This is a genomic window from Burkholderia sp. PvR073, from assembly GCF_054055695.1.
Genome location: NZ_JBSRXO010000001.1, coordinates 911,299 through 928,545, shown reverse-complemented (window position 1 = coordinate 928,545; position 17,247 = coordinate 911,299). Strand labels below are relative to the sequence as shown.

The window sequence follows — 17,247 nt, the reverse complement described above, 5'->3', positions numbered from 1 at the left end:
ATGGTGTCCCGTCGACAATTTCTCAGCGGCTCGGGCGCCGCGCTGCTCGGTGCGGCGATGGTCAGCAAGGCCGGCGCTGCGTCGCTGCCCGAAGCGCCCACGATGGCGAAGGCCGGCACGCAGCCGCCGCTCGTGCCGCCCAACGGCCGTCCGTACACACCCGTCGCGACGCTGAACGGCTGGACGCTGCCGTGGCGGATGAAGAACGGCTGGAAGGAATTCCACCTGACGGCCGAGCCGGTCGTGCGCGAGATGGCGCCCGGGATGAACGCGAACCTGTGGGGCTACAACGGCCAGTCGCCGGGCCCGACGATCGAGGCCGTTGAAGGCGACAAGGTCCGCATCTTCGTGACCAACCGCCTGCCCGAGCACACGACGATCCACTGGCACGGGCTGCGGCTGCCCAACGGGATGGACGGCGTCGGCGGCCTCACGCAGCCGCACATCCCGCCCGGCAAGACCTTCGTTTACGAGTTCCAGCTGGAGGCGCACGGCACGTTCATGTATCACCCGCACGCCGACGAGATGGTGCAGATGGCGATGGGGATGATGGGCATGTTCATCGTGCACCCGAAGGACCGCGCGACGATGCCGGTCGATCGCGACTTCGTGTTCCTGCTCGCCGCGTACGACATCGACCCGGGCAGCTACACGCCGCGCGTGAACGAGATGACCGACTTCAACATGTGGACGTTCAATTCGCGCGTGTTCCCGGGCATCGACCCGCTGCCGGTGCGGGCGGGCGACCGCGTGCGGATTCGTTTCGGCAACCTGACGATGACGAACCATCCGATCCACCTGCACGGCTACAGCTTCGAGGTCGCCGGCACGGACGGCGGCTGGATTCCGCCGGCGGCGCGCTGGCCTGAGGTGACGGCCGACGTCGCGGTCGGCCAGATGCGCGCGATCGAGTTCACCGCCGATCGCCCCGGCGACTGGGCGTTCCATTGCCACAAGTCGCATCACACGATGAATGCGATGGGCCACCAGGTGCCGAACCTGATCGGCGTGCCGCAGAAGGATCTCGCGCAGCGCATCGGCAAGCTCGTGCCCGACTACATGGCGATGGGCAGCACCGGCGGCGCGATGGGCGGCATGGAAATGCCGCTGCCCGACAACACCCTGCCGATGATGACGGGCACCGGCCCGTTCGGGCCGCTGGAGATGGGCGGCATGTTCACGGTGCTGAAGGTCCGGCAGGGGCTCGGCCGCAACGACTATCGCGATCCGGGCTGGTTCCGGCATCCGAAGGGCACTGTCGCCTACGAATACACCGGCGAATTGCCGGACGGCTGAGCGGCGGCCAACAGTGGCAAGCGGTGGCCGCGCGGTGCGGCCGCCGGTTTCATTTCACTCACTCTGGATGGAGCAGGCATGATGAAGAAGGGACTGGTTTCGATTGCAACGGGTTGCGTGCTGGTGTTTTCCACGGCGTCGTACGCGGCCGGCGACATGGCCGGCATGGAGATGGGCGGCAACGCGAAGCAGGGTGCCGACGCGGCGCGCGAGATGTCGCACGGCGAGATCCGCAAGGTCGACGCGGCCGCGGGCAAGCTGACGATCAAGCACGGCCCGCTCGAGAACCTCGGGATGGACGCGATGACGATGGTGTTCAAGGTCAAGGACCCGGCGATGCTCACGCAGGTCAAGACCGGCGACAAGATCGATTTCGTCGCCGAGGACGTGGACGGCGCGTTGACCGTCGTCGAACTGCGCAAGCCGTGAAGCCGGGGCGGAACATGCACACGAAGATCACGATGCTCACGCGGCTCGTTCGCGGCGTCCGCTTTGTCGCGGCCGGCGCGCTGATCGCCGCCGCGCCGGTTGCGGCCTGGGCGCACGGCAAACTGGAGAGCGCGACGCCCGCGACCGGCAGCACGGTCGACACCGCACCCGACACATTGCGGCTCGCGTTCAACGAAGACCTCGAACCCACCTTCAGTTCGGTGAAGGTGTCGGACGCGAACGGCAAGCCCGTCGCGCACGACAGCGCGAAGGTCGATCCGGCGACGCCGCGCGTGATGACCGTCGCGATGCCGAAGCTCGCACCCGGTGCGTACACGGTGCAATGGGCGGTGATGACGGCCGACGCGCATCGCACCAAAGGCACCTATACGTTCAAGGTGAAAGGGTGAACGAAGGCTTCGTCGGCATGCTGCGGCTGGCGGCCGTGGCGATCCAGAACGCCGGCTTTGCCGTCGTCGTCGGCACGCTGCTCGGCAGCCGCTGGCTCGCGCGGGGCGAGTCGGCGTGGCAGCACGGCATCGCGCGGCGGCTCCTCGCGACGCTGCGCGGTGCGTCCGTCGTGTCGCTGCTCGCGAGCATCACGGCGTTCTGGGCGCACTGCGCGTTGATGAGCGAAGTGCCGCTGCTCGAAGCGGGGCCGGCCGTGTGCGCGATGCTCGCCGGCACGGGGTTCGGTCATGCGTGGCTGGCCGGCGCCGTGTTCATGCTGGCGGTCGTGATCCTGTCGTTCGTGCGGCGCGTGACCGATACGCGCTTTCCGTTCGCGATGTGGGCCGCGCTCGCATGCGTCGCGCTGGCACGCAGCAATGGCGGCCATCCGGTCGACGCGGGGCTGTTCAGCGTGCCGGTGTGGGTCGACTGGCTGCATCTGCTGGCGATCAGCGCGTGGGTCGGGCTCGTGCTCGTGACGGCGTTCGGCGTGATGCCGCGATTCACCGGGATGCCTGCAAGCGAGCGCACGACCGGCGCGTCGTTCGTGCAGTCGCTCTCCGATGCGTCGACGGTTGCCCTGGCCGTGCTGTTCGCGACCGGTGCATACAACGGGTGGCGCGGCGTCGATACGACGGACAACCTGCTCGCATCGACGTATGGGCAGATCCTGCTGCTCAAGCTCGCGCTCGTGCTGATCGCGGCGGCGCTCGGCGGACACAACCGGTTCTTCGGGATGCCGAAGCTGCTGGCCGCGTTGAAGGATCCGGCGGCTGCGATGCCGGTCATCGCGTTGCGCGGGTTCGGTGCGGTGCTCCGGATCGAGGCGGTCGTGCTCGCGGGCGTGCTGATGGTGGCGGCCGTGCTCGTGTCGAGCGCGTTGCCGGGGACGGTCTAGCGTCGCGGCTGGCTGGCTGACTGGAGAAGCCGGCAGCGGGAAATCGTCGGAACGGAGTCGGCTTTTATCAGACGATTTCCCGCTTCTTTCGAGCGCGAGCGCGCGGCCGAGCGCAATCGTGCAGCGATACCGGGAATTACATATGCCTGTCTTCTGGTTACTAAAAACTGTCACCGAGCGCCGCTAAGCTTTCGCCACCCTCACAACCGGGATTCCCCGTCATGCGCTCGACAATCCGCCTGTTTGCCCCGCTATTGCTGCTGCCCACGCTTGCTGCACCGGTCTTCGCGGCGACCGCCGCCCCCGTCAGCCCGAACTGCGGCGGCAGCACGACGCCGATCGCCGACATCCAGGGACCGGGCGCGCCGTCGCCGCTCGCCGGCCAGAACGCGTCGATCGAAGCGGTCGTCACGGCCGATTTCGGCGGCACGGACGGCTTCGGCGGCTTCTTCGTCCAGCAGGCGGACCCGCAGCGCCGCAACCAGCCGGGCGTGTCCGAAGGGCTGTTCGTCTATGCGCCGAAAGTGCGCGCGAAGGCGGGCGATCTCGTGCACGTGACGGGCAAGGTCGAGGAGAAATACGGGCAGACGCAGCTCACGCTGTCGGGTGCGATCGCGGTGTGCGCGAACGGCCAGACGGTCACGCCGGCGACGCTCACGCTGCCGGTCGACAGCCCGAGCGCGTTCGCCGCGTATGAAGGGATGCTGGTGCGCCTGCCGCAGACGCTCACCGTCACCGATAACTACGAGCTCGGCCGCTATGGCAGCACGATGCTGAGCAACGGCCGACTGCGCACGCCGACGAGCGTGGTGCCGCCGTCGCAGGCGCAGACGCAGATCGATGCGAACGCACGCAACCGGCTGATCCTCGACGACGGCTCGAACAAGCAGAACCCGGCGAGCGTGCCGTATCCGGCGCCGGAGCTGTCGGCCGCGAACACGCTGCGCTCGGGCTACACCGTGCGCAACGTCGAAGGCGTGCTCGAGGTGCGCTACGGCGCATGGCGTGTGCAGCCGCTGCCCGGCGCGGCCGCGCCGACGTTCGACACGCGCTCGAACCCGCGCGCCAACGCACCGGTACGCGATCCGAAATCGAACCTGCGCGTCGCGTCATTCAACGTCCTCAACTACTTCAACGGCAACGGCATGGGCGGCGGCTTCGACGATCCGAACAACCGCGGCGCGAAGAACTATCAGGAATTCCAGCGTCAGGAAGCGAAGATCGTCAGTGCGTTGAAGGCGCTCGACGCCGACGTGATCGGCCTGATGGAAATCCAGAACAACGGCTACGGCGAACTGAGCGCGGTACGCCAGCTCGCGGCGAAGCTCGGCAGCAACTGGCGCGTCGTCGATCCGGGCACGTCGCGCCTCGGCGGCGATGCGATCACGGTCGCGATGATCTATGACAGCCGCACGGTCGAACCGGTCGGCCGCGCGTCGACGCTCGCGATCGACGACAAGAACCGCCAGCCGCTCGCGCAGTCGTTCCGCCGCGTCGGCGGCAACAAGCAGGCGCTGACGATCGCGGTCAACCACCTGAAGTCGAAGAACTGCCCGGACGCAGCGAACGACGACCTCGACCAGGGCGACGGCCAGGGCTGCTGGAACCCGACGCGCACGCGCGCGGCGGCGAAGCTGGCGGACTGGCTCGCCGGCACGCCGACGGGCGTCGCGGGGCAGGGCACGCTGCTGATCGGCGACTTCAACAGCTACACGTATGAAGACCCGATCCGCCTGCTCGAAGCGCGCGGCTACCGCAACCTCGTGTCGCGCTGGATCGGCGCCAACGCGTACAGCTACGTGTACAACGGCGAAGCCGGCTACCTCGATCACGCGCTCGCATCGCTGCCGCTCGCGTCGCACGTGAAGGCCGTGCACGAATGGCACATCAACGCGGATGAGCCGCTCGCGCTGCAGTACACGCTCGCGTACAAGTCGGCCGAGCAGCAGAAGACGTACTACGCGCCGGATGCGTATCGCTCGTCGGATCACGATCCGGTGCTGATCGATATCGCGCTGCCGGGCGGCGGGCGCTGATCGCTGCTCGAACGTTCGAAGAACGGCGTGCGGCGCTGCCGCACGTCGTCGCGTGAGCGGGGGCGTTGCCGCTCGCTCGCGCGGCCGCTCCGTTCCCACGCATCACGTGCCCGATTCGTGATTGCCGCAATGCAATCCGCAATGCGCGGGGCGAATGATTGCTTCTTCTTTGTGAATAACCCGCGTATTACGCAACTGTGCGGCTTTATTCCGATATCGGGTAAATAATTCTGCTGCGTATCCTGAAAATACTGGAAATCGGTACTTCGTGGATAGAGCCGGGTTTTATTCAGCAATTCGCGTCAATCGGTCTCGGGTAATTAAAATGAAAGAATAACCCTGTCGATTTGAAGGCATTCCATGCGCACGGCCAATGCCCGCAAAGGGTTATGCGACATGCGACAAAGCCGCGGCATTCCAGGATAAACGACTCGGATGGCGTGCCGGATGCGAACAGTCATGTTTTCTTTCAAAAGCCAGACACTGATCTCCGTTCGCATCATCGGAGATTTTTTAATATCGGAATGATCTTTGACAACGCGGCGCAACACCGCCTATTTTTGTTCTGTCGTAAATTTCGGTAATACAAAAGTCGTCAAAACTGCAAGGGGGCGGCGTTCCCGCATCATTCTCCGCCAGCAGTTTGCTGTGTCTGTATCAAGTTCAGTCTCTCGAAGAAGTCCAATCCCCAACCGCCGTCTGCCGATCGTGCAACGCGAGTGGCGGGTGTGCCTGCGCGTTTTTCGCCGGCGATGGCGGCCTGTGTGTGAAGCGATATTCGACCCACAAGGACAGAGGCATGCAACCAGACAGGAGCAGTACCGGCAGCCGCCGCGAACGCCGCGGCCGGCTGGCCGGGCTAGGCGCATTGACCGTCTTGACCATGGTGCTCGCGGGCTGCGGCGGCGACGATTCGTCGTCGGTCGGCGCGTCGAGCCTGGCGCAGGCCACCGCCAGCCAGCAGGCCGGCGCGCAACAGGCGGCCGGCAATCAGACGCCCGCGGCGAACCAGCCCTACGTCGACCCCGTTGCCTATTCGATGAACGCGACCGACGGCCTCGCGGCCGCGCAGGTGTCGGAGAAGGCCGCGGTGATGCATTACCAGTGGAAATCCGGCGGCACGACGGTCAACTACACGACGACCACCGGCCACCTGACCGCGCAGGACGCGAACGGCAATGCTGAGGCGTCGATGTCGTATGTGGCGTACACCGCGCCGAGCACGAACGGCAAGCCGCGTCCCGTCACGTTCGTCTATAACGGCGGCCCCGGCTCGTCGTCGATCTGGCTGCGGCTCGGCTCGTTCGCGCCGACGCGCGTCGCGACGCCCGATCCGCTGTTCGGCAGCAACTGGCCGAACTATCCGCTCGTCGACAACGCGGAAAGCCTGATCGACACGACCGACCTCGTGTTCATCGACCCGCCGGGAACCGGGCTGTCGGAAGCCGTGTTGCCGAACACCAACCAGAAGTACTGGGGTTCCGACGCGGACGTCAACATCATGCGCGACTTCATCCAGCGCTACCTGAACGTGAACGGCCGCGGCACGTCGCCGATCTACCTGTACGGCGAATCGTACGGCACGCCGCGCACCGACATGCTCGCGCTGGCGCTCGAATCGGCCGGCGTGCACCTGACGGGTATCGTGCTGCAATCGGCGATCCTGAACTACTTCGCGGATGCGGTGGAGGCGGTGGCGATCACGCAGTCGACCGAAGGGCTGCTGCTCGACACCGATACCGTGGCCGGCTATCTGCCCGGGTATGCGGCGGTCGCGGCGTACTTCAACCAGGTGTCGCCGGCGCCGGTCAATCCATTCCTGTATGCACTGCAGACCGAACTGTTCACGACGCTGATCTACAACCAGCTGCAGAAGTACTCGCAGTCGTGGGTGCTGAGCCAGCTCGGCATTCCGGATGCGCTCGGCACGCCGGTGTTCCCGAGCGATGCGACGCTGAAGCTGTGGTCGATCCCGTCGAGCTTGACGCAACAGGCGCTGCGCGACTACTTCAACGCGAACCCGTACGGCACGAACCTGGTGCCCGGCACGACGATCGGCCGCTACGACGGACGCGTGTCGTTGCCGAACAGCGATCCGCGGCTGCAGGCGGACGGCGACCCGTCGGACATCCTGATCTCGCAGCCGTTCACGAACGCGCTCGCGACGCAGATGCCCGACTACCTCGGCTACACCGCGCCGAACGCGACCTACCTGCCGTTGAACGACAACATTATCCAGGTGTGGGACTTCTCGCATGACGGCCAGCCGATGCCCGACACGATCCCCGATCTGCTCGGCGCGCTGCAGCTCAATCCGAAGCTCCATGTGCTCGCCGAGAACGGCCTCCACGATCTGGCCACGCCGTTCTTCAACACGGAGAAGCAGCTCGCCCGTCTGCAGACGGTGAAGGGCCTGAATCCGAAGCTGCAGGTGAACTTCTTCCAGGGCGGGCACATGACGTATCTGGATGACGTGGCACGGCCGCAGATGAAGCGCGACCTGGCGACCTTCTACAAGGGCGCGCGGATTCCGACGGCGCTGACGCTCAAGACCCTGCCGCCACCGTGGCCGGACGAGAATCCGGCCGGCACGCCGACCGGCAGCGCGCCGGGCGCGACGGCGTCGACTTTGCTGGCAGCGGCACCGTAAACGACGGACTCCTTGCGAAAAGGAACCCTCTATTCATCCATTGAATGCGAGTGATCATGTCTCCAATCAACTTGATGCGACGTATGTGTTCGTTGATCGTCCTCGGTGCGGTGATGAGCGCCGCCTATGCGCTGCCGCCGCAGGCGGTGGCGCCGGTGAAGCTGCCGCACGGCGGCCACGGCGTCGACGGTCCGTTCTTTCCGTCGACCCGCGTGGCGCCGGTATTGCCGTCGACCGGCGCGACGCTGCAGCAGCAGGCGCAGAAGCGTGTCGATGCCCGGCTCGGCGGCAACACGGTGCTGGGCAACGGCGCGGCGGTGACCAAGGCGCAGGCGCAGAGCAGCGGGCTCGGGTTCGTCGCGAAGCACTTCGACGAGATCGATGCGAAACACACCGGTCGCGTGACGATGAGCGATGTGCGGCAGTTCATCCAGCAGCGGCAGGTGCAGGCGCAGCAGGAACAGCAGGAGTGACGGTGTAGCGAGGTCGTGCGGGGAGGGCGGCCGGTGCCGGTTCGGTGCCGGCTTCCCCACCGCGGCGGCGACCTGCGTTCAACCTGCCGCGGCGCACGTTCGGCCGCGGCCTTCTTCATGGCAGTTCGGCACGCACGCGCGTAACGCGAAGCCGCATCACGATCGATGCTCAGGCTTCCCGGTGCGCGTAGCGCCTCGCCGTCGCCGACGGCAACTCGCCGAACATCGCGCGGTAGTCCTGCGCGAAACTGCTCAGGTGCCAGAAGCCCCACTTCGTCGCGGCCGACGTCACAGGGCCGCCGAGCCGCAGCTCGCGGCGCACGTGATTGAGGCGGACGGCGCGCAGGTAGGCGATCGGATTCAGATTGAGCGTGTCGTTGAACGCGTATTGCACGGTACGCCGGCTGATGCCGAGCTGCACGCACAGTTCGGCGATCGACAGCGGGCACGTCGACGCATCCTGCAGCCGCGCCTGCGCCGCGTTGACGAGCGACCAGTACTTCGTCGAACGCGTCGCGAAGGTGTCCGCGTCCGGCGCGGGCACCGTCATCGCTTCGGAAATCGCATACAGCACGGTCCGCTCGAGCAGTTCGATCCGGCCCTGCGTCGTCACGTCGTCGATCGGCGTGCTCTTCGCGGCCGCGGCCATCGCATGGCGCAGCAGGTGGCGCAGGCGATCCGCGACCTGGGTCGTCATCGGGATCAGCGGTGCGAAGGTGCGGGCCCGCAGCGACGCGGCGAACGTGCGCAGCGCTTGCGTCGACAGCTTGTCGGGCGCGATCTCGACGTTCACGAGCACGTGCCGGTCGGGAGAGTAGAACTCGAACACGGGCTGGCTCGAGAACACGTGCAGGCTGTCGCGCCCGCTCTTTTCGCCGCACATGCGCGCATGGCCTTCGAGCTCCAGCGGCACGGCCACGGCGACGCGGTCCGACGGCACCGCGCCCTGTTGCAGGATCACCTTGTCGAGGTCTTCGACCAGCAGCCGGATGCCGCCGAGCGACACGATGGACGACGAGCCATGAAACAGGCCGCCCGAGATCTGCGTGTAGTTGAGATGCCAGCCGTCGAATATCCGCGCCTGCTCTTCCACGTCGGTGAACGCGCAGAACGTCACCCTCCGCGCGAGCGGCGGGGCGCCGGAGTAATCGCTCGGATCGGCAGACGGCGTCATCGGAGTCGGGAGGGGAGCGGGCGGATCGATTCATTGTAGTCGCTGCACGCGCCGGTCAAAAAACCCCGGAGAAAACCCTCGCATGCCGAAATCCGATAGTGCAAAGCCGGCCGGCGAAATATCGTTGGCATGAACACGACGCATCGCGCCGGCACCGGGCATCTCCCGCTTTGGTGCCGGCCGAGCCGAACACGGCGGCCGGCGCGGGACGGCCGGCGCACTTCTGGAGAGACGTTGATGGAGCTTCCACGTGGCGGATTCTGGCGGAACTGGGTCGGCAATCAGTCGTGCGTCGCCGCGCACATGGCGGCCCCCACCAGCGAGGCGGAGATTGCCGAGCTGGTGCATGCCGCGACGAGCCGGGGCAAGAACGTCCGCTGCGCGGGATCGGGACATTCGTTCACGCCCATCGTCGCGACGAGCGGCCTGCTGCTGTCGCTGAAGGATTATCACGGCATCGTCGCGGTCGACGAGCAGCAAAAGCGCGTGACGGTGAAGGCCGGCACGCGGATCAACGCGGTGACGCAGCACCTGAAGCAAATCGGCTTCTCGCTCGTCAACCAGGGCGACATCGATTCGCAGGCCATTGCCGGTGCGTTGGCGACGGGCACGCACGGCACGGGGACGACGCTGAGCAACCTGTCGTCGCAGGTGGTCGGGATGCGCATCGTCCGCCCCGACGGCTCGATCATGGAAGTGAGCGACAAGCAGGACCTGGACCTGCTGCACGCGACGCAGGTGAATATCGGCATGTTCGGCGTGGTCTCGGAGCTGACGCTGCAGGTGACCGACGCGTTCTGGCTACACGACCGCGTGTGGCGCGAGGACTTCGAGGCGCTGATGGAACGGTACGACGAGCTCGCGGCGACGCACCGGCATTTCGGCTTCTTCTGGTGCCCGACGTCCGAAAGCCGCCACCTGTACTGCCTGCCCGACACCACCGCGGTGTCGAACGCGAAGAAGGACTGCGACGTGTGCGAAGTGAAGGTGATGGACGTCACCGACGTGCGCACGTACCACGAAGGCGAGCACGAGAAGATCGCGTACAGCGCCGAGGTCTACGCGATCCACTACGTCGCGAACTTCCACGAGCTCGAGTACGCGGTGCCTGCCGAACACGGCAAGGAAGCGCTGCGCCGCGTGCGCGACCTGATTCTCACGAAGCATCGGGACTGCATCTTCCCGGTCGAGTACCGCTTCACGAAGGGCGACCCGGCGTGGATCAGCCCGTTCAATCACCAGGACAGCGTGACCATCTCGTGCTCGGGCGGTCCGAACGGCGTCGACTACTGGCCGTTCCTGAAGGATGTCGACGACATCCTGCGCGACTACGGCTCGCGTCCGCACTGGGGCAAGCTGCACTTCACGAACCGCGACGACGTGGACCGCTGGTTCCCGAAGGCCGAGGCGTTCCGCGAACTGCGCCGCAGCGTGGACCCGGAAGGCCGTTTCCTCAACGATCATCTTCGGACCCTGTTCAGCTGAGGGGTCCTGACGAATCACACTGGAGAACGACGCATGAATGCCAAGATTGACGGTCGCCTTGCCGGCAAGGTCGCGATCGTGAGCGGCGGCGCGGGCGGATGCGGCGCCGCTGCGTCCGAGCTGTTCGCCGCGCAGGGCGCGAAGGTGGCGATCATCGACCGTGACGGCGACGCAGCCGAAACACTCGCGTCGCGGTTGCGCGATGCCGGCCTGCAGGCGATCGGCCTGCCAGCCGACGTGTCGAAGCAGCCGGACGTGCAGCAGGCGGTCGATGCAGCCCGCGCGCAGTACGGCAACGCGGACATCCTGTTCAATCATGCGGGCACGCTGATCGTCAAACCGTTCCTCGACATCGAGGAGTCGGAATGGGACTGGCTGATGAGCGTGAACGTGAAGAGCATGTTCCTGATGACGAAGGCGGTGCTGCCGCAGATGCTGGAAAAAGGGCGCGGCAGCATCGTCTGTACGTCGTCGATCTCGGCCGTCTTCGCGACGCCCGGCGAGGTGCTGTATGACGCGACCAAGGGCGCCTGCCAGATGTTCGCGCGGGCGATCGCCGTCGAATACCGCGACCGCGGCATCCGCTGCAACGCGCTGGCGCCGGGCTTCATCCGCACGCCACACGGAATGCGCGAGCTGAAGGATCTGCAGGCGATGGGCGTGGACGCGACCGAGGCGGCCATCGCGGTGCAGCAGGGCCGGCTGTGCGAGCCGTCGGAAGTGGCCGCGGCCGCGCTGTTCCTTGCGTCCGATGAAGCGAGCTTCGTCAACGGCACCCAGCTGTTCGTCGACAACTGTTTTTCCGCCGTTTAGGCCCCCATATTCGCAAGAAGCCGACAGGCAGGCACGACCTCTCCAGGAGCGGCAGGTTCGGTCGAAGGTGCCGCAGCGATGCGGACCTTCGATTTTTTTTGGCCGGGCGTCGCGCGATGTGTCCTAGCGGAATGTCGCAATCCTTCTATCTGAACGATCGGGCGTCTGCTGGAATGGCAATGACGAGTCACCGTTCAGCCGGCATCGCGAGGCGGCATGGTAGTCGACGTCATCGAGCGCCGCTCCGGCGCTCGGCTTCGCGGGTCCGGGCAAGTCCGGCATACCAGCATCAATCCATCACTCTCTTCTGATCAATCATCATGTTCAATCGCACTACCAGCACCGTCGCCAACGTCGATCCCGAACTCTGGACTGCCATTCAGGACGAGAACCGCCGCCAGGAAGATCACATCGAGCTGATCGCGTCGGAAAACTATACGAGCCCGGCCGTGATGGCCGCCCAGGGCTCGCAGCTCACGAACAAGTACGCGGAAGGTTATCCGGGCAAGCGCTACTACGGCGGTTGTGAATACGTCGACGTGGTCGAGCAGCTGGCGATCGACCGTGTGAAGCAGCTGTTCGGCGCGGAAGCCGCGAACGTGCAGCCGAACTCGGGTTCGCAGGCGAACCAGGGCGTGTTCTTCGCGATGCTCAAGCCGGGCGACACGATCATGGGCATGAGCCTCGCGCACGGTGGTCACCTGACGCACGGCTCGCCGGTGAACATGTCGGGCAAGTGGTTCAACGTGGTGAGCTACGGGCTGAACGAGCAGGAAGACATCGATTACGACGCCGCCGAGCAGCTCGCACAGGAACACAAGCCGAAGCTGATCGTCGCGGGCGCATCGGCGTTCGCGCTGAAGATCGACTTCGAGCGTCTGGCGAAGATCGCGAAGTCGGTCGGTGCGTACCTGATGGTCGACATGGCGCACTACGCGGGCCTGATCGCGGCGGGCGTGTATCCGAACCCGGTGCCGCATGCCGACTTCGTGACGACGACGACGCACAAGAGCCTGCGCGGTCCGCGCGGTGGCGTGATCCTGATGAAGTCGGAATACGAGAAGCCGATCAACTCGGCGATCTTCCCGGGCATCCAGGGTGGCCCGCTGATGCACGTGATCGCGGCGAAGGCCGTGGCGTTCAAGGAAGCGCTGTCGCCGGAATTCAAGGCATACCAGGAAAAGGTGGTCGAGAACGCCCGCGTGCTGGCTGAAACGCTGGTCAAGCGCGGCCTGCGGATCGTGTCGGGCCGCACCGAAAGCCACGTGATGCTGGTGGACCTGCGCGCGAAGAACATCACGGGCAAGGCAGCGGAAGCAGCACTCGGTGCCGCGCACATCACGGTGAACAAGAACGCGATCCCGAACGATCCGGAAAAGCCGTTCGTGACGAGCGGCATCCGCCTGGGTTCGCCGGCGATGACGACGCGCGGCTTCGGCCCGGCGGAAGCGGAGCAGGTCGGCAACCTGATCGCCGACGTGCTGGAAGCGCCGGAAGATGCGGCGACGATCGAGCGCGTGCGCGGGCTCGTCGCGGAGTTGACGCAGCGTTTCCCGGTCTACGGCTAACGCGCTGCAATCGGGCACTCGGTCGGGCGTTCAACTGCTCAGGCGGTTGAACTTCGTCCGGTCCGAAGCGATGTAAAAAAATCCGGCTCGCCGTGTATGTGCGAGCCGGATTTTTGCGTTGTGAGCCTAGGCGCGAGCCGGTGTCGCTTCACACCGACGCATCGACGTTCGCCTCGAGTTCGCGAATGCGCGCGTCGTTGCGCGTGTCCTTGAGGACCGGCGGCCCCGCGAACGACTTGCGCACCCCGAAGCCGTACCAGATCACCATCAGCACGACCACGAACGCAACCAGCACGTAGAGCACCTTCTCGTTCGGCGGCTGGATGCCGACGTAAGCCAGCACGCAGGCGCCCACCAGCCCGAGCAGCGCGCACGGCTTCGACCAGATGCCGAGCTGGAACGGGCCTTTTTCGGTCCACGTGCGCCCTTCGGCGAGCATCCCGGAGCCGATCGGCATCGCATACGAGATGAACAGGAACACGGCGCTGCCCGCGCTCAACACCGAGAACGCGTCGCCGTACAGCGTGACGACGATCGCGAGCACCGCGCACGTCCAGATCGCGGGGCCGGGCGTCCGATGGTTGTGATTCACGCTGCGCAGCAGCTTCGACGCCGGCAGCCCGCCGTCGCGCGCAAACGCATACACCATGCGCGACGTCGACATGATCGCCGCGAGCCCGCACACGTAGTTGATGAAGAACATCGCGAGTTCGAGGCACACGCGCAAGGCCTTCGGAATCGGCGCGAGGATCGCTTCGAAGAAGCCGGTGCCCTGTTTCATCGCGGCCGTCAGGTCCGGCATCACCAGCACGAACGTGCACACCATCACGTAGCCGAACACCGCGGACCAGAACACCGAGCCGATGATGCCGCGCGGCACGTTCTTCGCCGCGTCGTGCGTCTCTTCCGACGTGTGGGCGGATGCGTCGAAGCCCGTGATCGTGTAGGTCACCAGCAGCAGGCCGGACAGGAACGCGAGCGGCAGGGTCTGTTTCGGCCATGCGCCGCCGTCGACGCCCGTGAAGTTGGTGAAGGTGACGAGCCGATGCAGGTCGAACGCGATCGGCGAGTAGACCAGCAGCGACACGACCAGCGCGATCGTCACGACGAAGATCAGGTAGCCGGACAGGTCGGTGATCTTGCTCGCGATCTTGATGCCGCGTGCGTTCAGGATCGCCTGCGAGAGCGTGATGAACGCGATGAACGCGGTCTGATGCCACCACGTCAGGCTGTCCGGACTGACGCCGAACATCGGGGCGATCAGCGTCTTGAAGAACGGATCGTAGGTGCCGAAATTGATCGCGGCGATCACGAAGATCAGGCCGATCAGGTTCAGCCACGCCGTCATCCACCCCCATTGCTTCCCGCCGAGGATGGCGCCCCAGTGATAGAGGCCGCCGGCGGTGGGAAACGCCGACGCGATCTGTGACATCGACACTGCGACGATCAGCGCGAACAGCGAGCCGAGCGGCCAGCCGAGGCCGATCGATGCGCCGCCGGCGGCGGAAAACGCGAGCTGAAATGCCGTGATGCCGCCCGACAGAATGCAGATCACCGAAAACGACACGGCGAAGTTCGAGAAACCGCTCATGCGTCTCGACAGCTCCTGCGCATATCCCATCTTGTGGAGAAGGCTTACGTCACTGTCGGTGCCTGAGTCAGGCTGGATTTTCGCGTCCATGTTCGCTCCGTCACGAATGTCCTGCATGGCAGGACCGTCATCGCTGCCCGGGCCCGGCATTGCGGCCCGCCCCTGGGAATTCGTCGGCGGCACGCGACGTCATGGGTGAATGACACGTCGCTTTCCGGTCCGATGCGGGAACGGTATGAAGCCAAATCTCGCGGCGCTATCGGATTTCGGCAATGCACCGGAAACTCCGGGCGGATGCACCTTTCGGGGGCATCGAGCGGGCGGTTTTGCCGATACGGCGTGGGTCGCCGATCGCCGTTACGTGATGGACGGCAACGTGATGACGACGACCGGCGTGGCCGGGTCGATTCGCGCGTCGCTTGCATGGGTGAATGCGCACGTGGGGCCGGCGGCGGCGCGTCGCGCAACGTCGGCGCGCAACATCGGCGCGGATGGATGGAGCGATTTGCACGACGGCAGCCGGTTCGGATGGACCGCGCGTGCGGTGGCGACGTGGTGCTGCCCGGTGTGCTCGGAGACGTCGCGGCGCGCTACGGCGACGCGACGTCAGACTGGGTGGCGCTGCAACTGGAGTATGCGAAGTAGCGGCGGAGAGCTTGCGCGTCGCCCGACGCGAACCGCGCTTCCCGGCCCGGAAACGGCGTTGCGCTCAGGCCGTGGCCGTCCGCCGCGCCGTCAGTTGGTTCCACAGCATCCCGGAGCGGCTCCCGCTGCGGCAATACGCGAGCACGGGCTTCGGCAGCGCATCGACCAGCGCGCCGAACGCGTCGACTTCCGCCTCGCCGATCCGGTCGCGTTCGACCGGCAGATAGCGCGCGTCGAGGCCGAGTTCGCGCGCGGCGGCCGCGATCTCGTCGAAGGCCGGCTGATCGGCGCCTTCGCCGTCCGGCCGGTTGCAGATCACCGCGCGAAAGCCTGCATTGCGGATCGCCTTCAGGTCCGCCGGCGTGATCTGTCGCGACGCGGTGAACCCGGTGGCGGCCGCGGCCCGGCATTGCTCGATCGCGCGCGCGAAACACGCGACCGCGAAATCGACGTCCTGCTCGGTCGTGAAGCGGCCGAAGCTGATGCGCACCGTGCGGCCGGCGGTTTCCGCATCGAGACCGATCGCGGTCAGCACGTGGGACGGCGCGCCGCTGGTCGAGTTGCATGCGGAGGTCGACGACACGGCGAGCGAATCGCCGAGCATGAACGGGAAGAAGCCCGGCGCGTTCACCGTGAGGCTCAACGTGTGCGGGATGCGGCGCGCCGCGGCCGCGTTGTGCGTGATGTCGCCGAGCGCGAGCAGCGCGTCCTTCAGGCGCGCGCTGAGTGCCGCGATCCGCTCGGCTTCGCGCTCGAGTTTTTCGGCGGCCAGCTCGCAGGCGGTGCCCATCCCGACGATCTGATGCGTCGCGAGCGTGCCCGAGCGCAGGCCGCGCTCGTGTCCGCCGCCGTGAATCTGCGGCGCGATGCGATCGGCGATGTCACGGCGGACGAACAGCGCGCCGATGCCCTTGGGGCCATACACCTTGTGCGCGGACATCGACAGCAGGTCGATGCCGAGCGCGCGCACGTCGATCGGCGTCTTGCCGAGCGCCTGCGCGGCGTCGACGTGCAGCAGCGCGCCCGCCGCATGCACGATGCGCGAGATCGCGCCGATGTCCGTCAGCGTGCCGAGCTCGTTGTTGACGAGCATCAGCGACACGAGGCCCGTATCGGGGCGAATCGCCGCGGCCACGGCGTCGACGGTGATTTCGCCGTCGGCGGTGGGGCTCAGGTAAGCGGCCGTCATCCCGCGCTTCGACAGGTTCGCCATCGTGTCGAGGATGGCCTTGTGTTCGATGCGGCTCGTGATCAGGTGGCGCTTGTCGGTCGCAGCCTCCGCGTAGCCCTTCAGCGCGAGGTTGTTCGATTCGGTGGCGCCCGATGTCCAGATGATCTCGTCGGCGTGCGCGCCGATCAGCGCGGCGACCTGCGCGCGAGCGTGCTCGACTTTTTCCTTCGCCAGCCGGCCGGCGGCGTGCGAGCTCGACGCGGGATTGCCGAAGATGCCGTCGGCACCGAGGCAGGCCGTCATCGCTTCGATCACGCGGGGATCCGCAGGGGTGGTGGCTGCGTAGTCGAGGTAGTGCAGCGGGGTGGTATCGCTCATGTCCTTCTCTTGCTCTTCTCTTCGGAATGGGAGAAATGATACGAGGTCGGGTGGGGAAAAAGGATCCAAAAGGGGCTGGGAATTTAGCTTGATATGGAATATGGATCTATCTGAATCCGATATTGGGGGATGAATTTTCTTTCTTGGCGTAGCGGAGCATCGGGGATTGGTCATACGGATGCCCGCATGG

Annotated in this window: 13 protein-coding genes and 1 pseudogene; 11 read left to right on the top strand and 3 right to left on the bottom strand. The window is 66.0% G+C overall.

What is annotated here, in order from left to right; all coding sequences use genetic code 11:
- From ACVK00_RS04100 to ACVK00_RS04070, 7 genes are all read left to right on the top strand, one after another.
- Entirely contained in the window at positions 1-1,296 is a 1,296-nt protein-coding gene (locus ACVK00_RS04100) for a multicopper oxidase family protein (RefSeq protein WP_105833707.1), read from the top strand.
- An 81-nt stretch (positions 1,297-1,377) separates the two neighbouring features.
- Positions 1,378-1,725, top strand: coding sequence for a copper-binding protein (locus ACVK00_RS04095; protein WP_228910043.1), 348 nt, complete (start codon positions 1,378-1,380; stop codon positions 1,723-1,725).
- A gap of 14 nt (positions 1,726-1,739) precedes the next feature.
- The gene (gene copC, locus ACVK00_RS04090) at positions 1,740-2,135 is read left to right on the top strand and encodes a copper homeostasis periplasmic binding protein CopC (RefSeq protein WP_354123202.1); all 396 of its coding nucleotides are present in this window, start codon (positions 1,740-1,742) and stop codon (positions 2,133-2,135) included.
- Positions 2,132-3,073, top strand: a complete 942-nt coding sequence (locus tag ACVK00_RS04085; RefSeq protein ID WP_284888684.1) for a CopD family protein — start codon at positions 2,132-2,134, stop codon at positions 3,071-3,073. Before copC ends, ACVK00_RS04085 begins: the two co-directional genes overlap by 4 nt.
- Positions 3,074-3,294: 221 nt before the next feature.
- Positions 3,295-5,109 carry an ExeM/NucH family extracellular endonuclease gene (locus ACVK00_RS04080; RefSeq protein WP_354123201.1) on the top strand — a complete coding sequence of 605 codons (1,815 nt, stop codon included), beginning with the start codon at positions 3,295-3,297 and terminating at the stop codon, positions 5,107-5,109.
- Between the two features lie 799 nt (positions 5,110-5,908).
- A complete protein-coding gene (locus ACVK00_RS04075) occupies positions 5,909-7,759 on the top strand; it encodes a S10 family serine carboxypeptidase-like protein (protein ID WP_284888686.1) in 1,851 nt (616 codons plus the stop codon).
- A gap of 44 nt (positions 7,760-7,803) precedes the next feature.
- Positions 7,804-8,232: a hypothetical protein gene (locus ACVK00_RS04070; RefSeq protein WP_011660125.1), complete on the top strand. Its 429-nt coding sequence runs from the start codon at positions 7,804-7,806 to the stop codon at positions 8,230-8,232.
- A gap of 169 nt (positions 8,233-8,401) precedes the next feature.
- Here the strand turns inward: ACVK00_RS04070 and ACVK00_RS04065 are convergent, their stop codons facing one another.
- On the bottom strand, positions 8,402-9,406 hold the full coding sequence (locus tag ACVK00_RS04065; protein ID WP_284888687.1) for a helix-turn-helix domain-containing protein: 1,005 nt from the start codon (positions 9,404-9,406) through the stop codon (positions 8,402-8,404).
- Between the two features lie 237 nt (positions 9,407-9,643).
- Here ACVK00_RS04065 and ACVK00_RS04060 point away from each other — a divergent pair, with 237 nt between their 5' ends.
- From ACVK00_RS04060 to glyA, 3 genes are all read left to right on the top strand, one after another.
- Positions 9,644-10,891 (top strand): D-arabinono-1,4-lactone oxidase, encoded by a 1,248-nt coding sequence (locus ACVK00_RS04060; protein ID WP_354123200.1) that lies wholly within the window; start codon positions 9,644-9,646, stop codon positions 10,889-10,891.
- Between the two features lie 33 nt (positions 10,892-10,924).
- Complete coding sequence (locus ACVK00_RS04055) at positions 10,925-11,704, top strand: SDR family NAD(P)-dependent oxidoreductase (RefSeq protein ID WP_284888691.1); 780 nt, start codon at positions 10,925-10,927, stop codon at positions 11,702-11,704.
- 320 nt (positions 11,705-12,024) lie between these two features.
- The gene (gene glyA / locus ACVK00_RS04050; protein WP_354123199.1) at positions 12,025-13,272 is read left to right on the top strand and encodes a serine hydroxymethyltransferase; all 1,248 of its coding nucleotides are present in this window, start codon (positions 12,025-12,027) and stop codon (positions 13,270-13,272) included.
- A gap of 148 nt (positions 13,273-13,420) precedes the next feature.
- Here glyA and ACVK00_RS04045 read toward each other — a convergent pair whose 3' ends face one another.
- Entirely contained in the window at positions 13,421-14,953 is a 1,533-nt protein-coding gene (locus ACVK00_RS04045; RefSeq protein WP_284900869.1) for an amino acid permease, read from the bottom strand.
- Between the two features lie 235 nt (positions 14,954-15,188).
- On the opposite strand from ACVK00_RS04045, the pseudogene ACVK00_RS04040 reads away from it, so the two are divergent.
- A pseudogene (locus ACVK00_RS04040) lies at positions 15,189-15,508 on the top strand (DJ-1/PfpI family protein); the annotation flags it as partial.
- A 64-nt stretch (positions 15,509-15,572) separates the two neighbouring features.
- Here the strand turns inward: ACVK00_RS04040 and ACVK00_RS04035 are convergent.
- Positions 15,573-17,057, bottom strand: a complete 1,485-nt coding sequence (locus ACVK00_RS04035) for an aminotransferase class V-fold PLP-dependent enzyme (protein WP_284900867.1) — start codon at positions 17,055-17,057, stop codon at positions 15,573-15,575.
- Positions 17,058-17,247: the final 190 nt, after the last annotated feature.

Bases quoted from the DNA above. Each gene is read 5' to 3' on its own strand.
- ACVK00_RS04100 (WP_105833707.1), top strand. From the start codon at position 1: ATGGTGTCCCGTCGACAATTTCTCAGCGGCTCGGGCGCCGCGCTGCTC.
- ACVK00_RS04095 (WP_228910043.1), top strand. From the start codon at position 1,378: ATGAAGAAGGGACTGGTTTCGATTGCAACGGGTTGCGTGCTGGTGTTT.
- copC (WP_354123202.1), top strand. From the start codon at position 1,740: ATGCACACGAAGATCACGATGCTCACGCGGCTCGTTCGCGGCGTCCGC.
- ACVK00_RS04080 (WP_354123201.1), top strand. From the start codon at position 3,295: ATGCGCTCGACAATCCGCCTGTTTGCCCCGCTATTGCTGCTGCCCACG.
- ACVK00_RS04075 (WP_284888686.1), top strand. From the start codon at position 5,909: ATGCAACCAGACAGGAGCAGTACCGGCAGCCGCCGCGAACGCCGCGGC.
- ACVK00_RS04070 (WP_011660125.1), top strand. From the start codon at position 7,804: ATGCGAGTGATCATGTCTCCAATCAACTTGATGCGACGTATGTGTTCG.
- ACVK00_RS04065 (WP_284888687.1), bottom strand. From the start codon at position 9,406: ATGACGCCGTCTGCCGATCCGAGCGATTACTCCGGCGCCCCGCCGCTC.
- ACVK00_RS04060 (WP_354123200.1), top strand. From the start codon at position 9,644: ATGGAGCTTCCACGTGGCGGATTCTGGCGGAACTGGGTCGGCAATCAG.
- ACVK00_RS04055 (WP_284888691.1), top strand. From the start codon at position 10,925: ATGAATGCCAAGATTGACGGTCGCCTTGCCGGCAAGGTCGCGATCGTG.
- glyA (WP_354123199.1), top strand. From the start codon at position 12,025: ATGTTCAATCGCACTACCAGCACCGTCGCCAACGTCGATCCCGAACTC.
- ACVK00_RS04045 (WP_284900869.1), bottom strand. From the start codon at position 14,953: ATGGACGCGAAAATCCAGCCTGACTCAGGCACCGACAGTGACGTAAGC.
- ACVK00_RS04035 (WP_284900867.1), bottom strand. From the start codon at position 17,057: ATGAGCGATACCACCCCGCTGCACTACCTCGACTACGCAGCCACCACC.